Below are 332 nucleotides of genomic sequence, written 5' to 3'. Positions count from 1 at the left end.
TTGCCGGCCAGCGCCAGGTGGGCCTCGCCGAGCGCCTCGTTCTGCGTCGGGTGGGCGTGGATGAGCTGGGCGACCTCGGTGGGCAGCGCCTCCCAGTTGTAGATCAGCTGGGCCTCGCCGACCTGCTCGCCCATCCGGTCGCCGACCATGTGGACGCCGACCACGGCACCGTCCTTGACCTGGACCAGCCTGATCTCACCCGCGGTGTTCAGGATCTTGCTCCTGCCGTTGCCCGCCAGGTTGTACTTCAGAGCGACGACCTTGTCCGCACCGTAGATCTCCTTGGCCTTGGCCTCGGTGATCCCCACGGAGGCGACCTCCGGGTGGCAGTA

General features: G+C 67.8%; 1 protein-coding gene. It reads right to left on the bottom strand.

Annotated elements, in window-relative coordinates; genetic code table 11:
• Positions 1-332 (bottom strand): oxidoreductase dimerization domain-containing protein (locus tag MQN93_RS43775; RefSeq protein WP_505016699.1); only part of this gene is annotated, 332 nt, incomplete at both ends.

The sequence above is a fragment of the Streptomyces spinosisporus genome (genome assembly GCF_022698145.1).
GTDB lineage: Bacteria > Actinomycetota > Actinomycetes > Streptomycetales > Streptomycetaceae > Streptomyces > Streptomyces spinosisporus.
This window is presented reverse-complemented; position numbering and strand designations above follow the sequence as displayed.